Source organism: Microcystis sp. M53603_WE2, assembly GCF_030065435.1.
This window is the reverse complement of record NZ_JASJFF010000850.1, coordinates 1-6,014: the sequence shown is the minus strand read 5'-3', so window position 1 is coordinate 6,014 and position 6,014 is coordinate 1. Positions and strand designations below refer to the sequence as shown.

The 6,014-nt window shown below is 42.8% G+C and carries 5 protein-coding genes; 2 read left to right on the top strand and 3 right to left on the bottom strand.

Translation table 11 applies throughout. The features are described from left to right. The first annotated feature begins 266 nt into the window (after positions 1–266). Positions 267–719, top strand: a complete 453-nt coding sequence (locus PX481_RS18020; RefSeq protein ID WP_002763084.1) for a DUF8637 domain-containing protein — start codon at positions 267–269, stop codon at positions 717–719. 17 nt (positions 720–736) lie between these two features. Here PX481_RS18020 and PX481_RS18015 read toward each other — a convergent pair whose 3' ends face one another. Both PX481_RS18015 and gatB read right to left on the bottom strand, forming a co-directional pair. After that, positions 737–1,387, bottom strand: a complete 651-nt coding sequence (locus PX481_RS18015; protein ID WP_002745320.1) for a ParA family protein — start codon at positions 1,385–1,387, stop codon at positions 737–739. Between the two features lie 332 nt (positions 1,388–1,719). Then, positions 1,720–3,192, bottom strand: coding sequence for an Asp-tRNA(Asn)/Glu-tRNA(Gln) amidotransferase subunit GatB (gene gatB, locus PX481_RS18010; RefSeq protein WP_002763085.1), 1,473 nt, complete (start codon positions 3,190–3,192; stop codon positions 1,720–1,722). Positions 3,193–3,794: 602 nt separating this feature from the next. Between gatB and PX481_RS18005 the strand changes: the two genes are divergently transcribed. Next, on the top strand, positions 3,795–5,324 hold the full coding sequence (locus PX481_RS18005; RefSeq protein WP_287969837.1) for a pyruvate kinase: 1,530 nt from the start codon (positions 3,795–3,797) through the stop codon (positions 5,322–5,324). A gap of 102 nt (positions 5,325–5,426) precedes the next feature. Here the strand turns inward: PX481_RS18005 and PX481_RS18000 are convergent. Continuing rightward, positions 5,427–6,014 (bottom strand): class I SAM-dependent methyltransferase (locus PX481_RS18000; RefSeq protein WP_288095312.1); only part of this gene is annotated, 588 nt, incomplete at its 5' end.

Sequence of the window (6,014 nt, the reverse complement as noted above, 5' to 3'; positions counted from 1 at the left end):
TTGAACGTCCCAATCCTATTTTCTTGCACTAACATCGGACTTTAACAGGTCAAAAGCTTTATTTTAAAAGGGTTTTACCATTATTCAGCAAACCCTAATTACACATCTAAGCCACTACTCCGTCAGACTTCTGCTGATGTGAGCAAACAGAGAACTGAAAACTCAAATCCGATCCCTAATAGCTGTATCCCGTCTCCTGTCTCCTGTCTCGACTAGGAAATTAATTTTGCACGACTACTTATTTTTTTAATAGGAACTATCACCTGATGGGCATTTATTACACAATCGCTGCTGTTTTTCTAGGGATGCAATTAGCTGCAGGAGAAAATTTATCGGCGGCAAACCCTGATTTTCTCCAGCTGCAAAAAGCTCTAGAAAAACACAATTTCATCGTCAAAATTGCCCCGCCACCAGTGCGAGGAGCCTACGGTTTATTTGATAGTAAAACTAGAATTATTTGGATTCATCCCCTAGTTTTTGACTTAGGTATTGCCCGACCAACATTAATTCATGAAGCTGTCCATGCCGCTCAACTTTGTCATGGAGGCAAAACAGTTAAAGCTCTTAATTTAGCCATAGAACCACCAGCAATGACCAGAAGATTTTTTATGAATTATCAGGGTTTTAGCAGACAAATTGAAGCCGAAGCCTATACTGTTCAAGTTCAGCCCGATGGTCTAGATTTAGTCATTTCTTTACTGCAAAAATATTGTGCTTAGAAAACCTGTCGATAAATCTACCAATCCCGTTCTAATTCTTCGGCCACACGACGATAATCGGCACTGGCTTCTTGGGCATTTTTACCGCGCCAATTGGTAATAGCTACCCCGTCTAAAACGGCTTTTTCGTGGGCCTTATAATTTCTGACAAAAGCATGACAGGCAGGAATACCTAATTCTAATAAAGTATTTTGTGCTTCCAAAGTTTCCTTAAGACTACGGGAATCCACTTTTGTTAACAAAACCCGATAGGCAATTCCTAGGGGTTTAACTGCCGTGCGTACCGTGTCAATTAAAGCCATTAAATCCATCGGTGCGGGAGGAGTCGGTAAAATTAAATAATCTGATTCTGCTATTACTGCCGTCAGTAATTCGGAGCGCAAAGCTGGTGGTGTGTCAATCACGATCAGATCGTACTCGATAATTTGACGCAATTCTCCTAATTTCTCGGTATTAATTTGCTTGGCTAAATCAAATACCATACCCGCTTGATTTCTTTCTACCCACCAAGTGGAGGAACCCTGCGGATCCGCATCCACCAGCAAAACACGCTGATTCTGCCCCCAAATTGCCGCTAAATTGACCGCAGTGGTGGTTTTACCCACACCACCTTTACCGTTGACAACAGCGAGGATTTTTGGGCTATTAGGCTTTAATTGCGAGGTCATTTTCAGTTATCAGTTATCAGTTATCAGTTAAGTAAGTAGGCGTTAAAAGTTATCAGATGCCCCTCTTATTAAGGGGGGATCCCCCCGCCTACCGGCACCCCCCTTATCAAGGGGGGCAGGGGGGATCGAACCTAAAATCTATCTTCAATTTAATTATAACCAGCTACTTATCAGTTATCAGTTACCAGTTATCAGTTATCAGTTATCAGTTACCAGTTATCAGATTTGAGTTTTAAGTTCACTGTTTACTGTTTACTGATCACTGTTTACTGATCACTGAAAAAAAGCTCCCCACTGATTACTGTTTACTGATTACTGATCACTTAATATAACTAACCAGAAAGTTTTTGATCTAAGATTTGGCTAGTTAATTTAGGATCGGCTTTACCGCCGCTTTTTTTCATGACTTGACCGACAAAAAATCCCTTAAGATTGGTTTTACCCGCCCGGAATTTTTCTAACTCGCTTGGATGGGAGGCGATAATTTCCTCGATCAGTTTTTCGATCGCAGAATTGTCAGAAATTTGTATTAATCCTTTCTTTTCCACCAGCGCTTTTGGTGAACCGCCTTGGCTGAGAAGTTCTGGTAAAATTTCCTTAGCAATTTTGCCACTAATTGTTCCCGTTTCAATCAGTTTAACTAATTCCGCTAAGTCTGGTGCTTGCAGGGCAATTTCTGTGATCGTCAGCTTATTATTATTCAAATAAGCGGCGATATCTTGACTGATCCAGTTAGCGACTAATTTCGCATTTGCCCCCGCAATTACCGCAGTTTCAAAATATTCAGCCACGGTGCGATCATCGGTTAAAACCCTGGCATCGTAGGGGGAAAGACCAAATTCTTCCTCATAACGACGACGTTTACGAGCGGGTAATTCTGGTAATTCTTCCGCCCAAGCTTTTAACTGTTCGGGGGAGACTTCTAGGGGGGGTAAATCCGGTTCGGGAAAATAGCGATAATCGCTAGAACCTTCTTTTTTCCGCATACTAATCGTCCGTTGAGTAGCTTCTTCCCAAAGACGGGTTTCCTGTACGATTGGTTCGCCATTTTCGATCGCTTCAATTTGTCGATCGATCTCGTATTCTATGGCTTTTTGGATAGCACTAAAGGAGTTCATATTTTTAATTTCTACCTTAGTCCCGAACTTTTTAGTGCCTTTTTTGCGAACGGAAATATTGACATCGCAGCGCAGGGAACCTTCCTGCATATTACCGTCACTGATGCCGAGATAACGCACTAAACGCCTTAATTCTTGGGCATATTCCGCCGCTTCGGCCCCAGTGCGTAAATCCGGTTCCGAGACGATTTCCAATAATGGTACACCTGTACGATTAAAATCCACGAGGGAATGGGTGGAACCGGAGAGACGTTCGCTGCCAGCATGAACCAGTTTTCCCGCGTCTTCTTCCATGTGCAGACGGGTAATGCCGATAATTTTGCGGCTAACTTCCTTAGTTTTTTTATCGACGATCTCGATTTCTAGTTGACCCTGTTCGACAATAGGGAGATCATACTGGGAAATTTGATAATTTTTCGGCAGGTCGGGATAAAAATACTGTTTGCGATCGAATTTGCTATGAGGTGTGATTTTACCGTCGATAGCTAATCCCAGTTTAACGGCACTGGCCAGGACTTCTTGGTTAAGGACGGGTAATACCCCAGGATAACCCAAACAGACGGGACAGACGTTAGTATTGGGGGGACTATCGAAGTTGGTGGGACAGGAACAAAATATCTTGCTTCTGGTGTTCAGTTGACAGTGGGTTTCTAAACCGATAATTGCTTCGTATTCAGTGGCAGACATATTTTCTCGCTCTCGCCGACACAGGAATGATCTGTTTAATCATTATAGTCGCGATTCTGGAGCATTCCCTCCCTTCATAAAACTTAATACTGTAGTTACTAATTACTTTAGTCACCTTTAATATAGCTCAAAAAAGATAATTGATTCAACCAATGTCCGCCATTATTTTTAATTTTATCAAAGGCATAAGACAAGGAAGCTTATCGATAATTTTTCACCAATCAACCTAGCCTTTCTAGTATCCACCACCGACCACAGAAAACGAAACCTAAAACTTTCCACCTCACCGTTAAGATAACCGACATAAATCGTAGCAAAAATTAACTTCTAGAGACGGGATATTTGCTTAGTATAGAAACAGAGAGATTATACCTGAGAACTGACCCCATAACCAGCCAAAAGCAATATAAGCGGCGAAAGTGAGCATTTTCTAGGCAAGTATTGCCTTAGTAAGTAGGTGGGTGGAATTAAATATAAGATGAACGTAGGTTGGGTTGAAGCATGAAACCCAACGCCCGCATGGGTTACGCTACCGCTAACCCATCCTACAAATAATTGTGCCTCCCTACTTAATTGACGATTTTTACTTTTTACTCAATTTTATGTCTTTAACTCTCTCAGAACAACTCAAACGAGAACAATTATCCTACCCCCAAACTCTCCTCCATCATCTGCAAAGGTTACGGCATTTTGTGACAGTGGAAGGAGAGGAGAAATTGCAGCAGTGGAAAAACCTCATTGAAAAGGAGAATTTTCAACCTAGCACCCGTAATTTAGCCTATTATCTCGCCCTGAGACAAGAAGATATCCGGGATTTACAATTAGCTTTAATGCCCTGGGGATTATCTTCCCTAGGCCGGATTGAATCGAAAGTTTTACCGACTCTCGATGCGGTAATTGCCACTTTAGGGGCGGTTTGTCATCAAGAAGCCTCATTATTACCCAAACATCCCCCTTTAGAGGCATTTTTCCAAGGAGATCAACTTTTAGCCTCCCATAGCGCCGAAGTTTTCGGTCTGCCTTCCCCCCGGCGTCGGGTGCGAATTATGGTGACAATGCCGACGGAGGCGGCAACCGACCCCGATTTTATCGCTCAATTACTGCGTTGCGGGATGGACTGTATTCGCATTAATTGCGCCCATGATGGACCCAAAGAGTGGCAGGGAATGATCGAAAATCTGCGCGAGGCGGTCAAAAATCCCGAAAATTTAGTCAATGGACATACCTGTAAGGTTTATATGGACTTAGCTGGCCCAAAAATCCGTTTAGAACAGATTTTAGCCCCCCAGTCCCAAACCAGACTATATCAAGGGGATTTTCTCCTCTTAACCACCCAACCGCCCCATACTGCCCATCCTCAGTATTTTCAGGCTAATTGTTCCCAACCGGAAATTATTCCCCAAATTCCCGTCGGGGCGAAAGTTTGGATTGATGATGGTCATATTGGGGCTGAAGTTATTGCCATAATGCCAGAAGGTCTCTTACTAAAAATTACCCACGCTAGGGAGAAAGGGGAAAAACTCAAAGCAGATAAAGGCCTAAATTTCCCCGATACCGTCTTAAATATCGATCCTTTGACCGCAAAAGACCGGCAAGATTTAGATTTTATTGCCCAAAATGCCGATATTATCGGTTACTCTTTTGTGCAAAAAGCCAGCGATATCGAGACACTACAGCTAGAGTTACAAAGTCGTTTGGGGGATGCTTGGCGACAAAAAGCAATTGTGGCCAAAATAGAAACACCTTTAGCCGTGAAAAATCTACCGGAATTAATCATCCATGCCGCCGGTAAACAACCTTTTGGGGTGATGATTGCTCGGGGTGATTTGGCCGTAGAAATTGGCTATCAAAGACTAGCAGAAATTCAAGAGGAAATTCTCTGGTTATGCGAAGCAGCCCATATTCCAGTAATTTGGGCTACCCAAGTCCTAGAAAATCTGGTCAAGAAAAGTATTCCCTCCCGGGCCGAGATTACCGATGCCGCTATGGCCGAAAGGGCCGAATGTGTCATGCTGAATAAGGGGGAATATATCCGCGAAGCGGTGACAATTCTCGATGATGTTTTACAGAGAATGCAGACCCACCAAGCTAAAAAAACGCCCCAATTACGCGCTCTCCATTCTTGGGTTTAAGCAGTTTCAGTTATCAGTTATCAGTCAGGAACTGTGGGGTGATGGGAAGTGGGGGAGTGAGCAGTTAATCATACTATGTAAAAGCGGATTTGGGAGCAGCGGTTAAGAAAGGCTATTCTTGATTTGATCAAGAATAGTCTCGGGATCACGGATAAGTAGATGAGTGTCTTTAAACTTCTCAAAATCCCAATAGCTAAGACGACTAATTTTCTCCAAAGAATCCCAAGTCGGGGTAAAATCCTTTCGGGTTTCCAACCAGAGTACGGTTTGTCCGTGACCAGGAAAAGTCGCATAACTGAATTGAGGGAAAAAATCATGGATGGCGAAAATGACCTTATAGACATCCCCCATCCAGCTTGAATCCTTAATCTTAATCCATTTTCTTAATCGGCAAAAGAGCCGGTAATTAGATATAGAGGCAGCCCAACTGATCGGATAGGTATCATCAATAAGCCAGACGGTGCGGGAATGAGAGTATCGCAAAGAATTACAAAAGTCCCTAAACGTTTGCTCGAAAGTATGTAATCCATCTAAGTATATCAGATCGAATGCACCGTGTTGCGGAGCGAGAGTGGAGAAAAAAGAATCACTCGTTATCTCATAAAAAATTGAGTTTTCATTGGCATATTTTTTATGAACATCGTCCCTAAAACAGGGATCTACAGCTATTTTTTTGGGAACCTTAACCCG

Excerpts from the sequence above, each read along its gene's own strand:
- PX481_RS18020 (WP_002763084.1), top strand. The coding sequence starts at position 267 with ATGGGCATTTATTACACAATCGCTGCTGTTTTTCTAGGGATGCAATTA.
- PX481_RS18015 (WP_002745320.1), bottom strand. The coding sequence starts at position 1,387 with ATGACCTCGCAATTAAAGCCTAATAGCCCAAAAATCCTCGCTGTTGTC.
- gatB (WP_002763085.1), bottom strand. The coding sequence starts at position 3,192 with ATGTCTGCCACTGAATACGAAGCAATTATCGGTTTAGAAACCCACTGT.
- PX481_RS18005 (WP_287969837.1), top strand. The coding sequence starts at position 3,795 with ATGTCTTTAACTCTCTCAGAACAACTCAAACGAGAACAATTATCCTAC.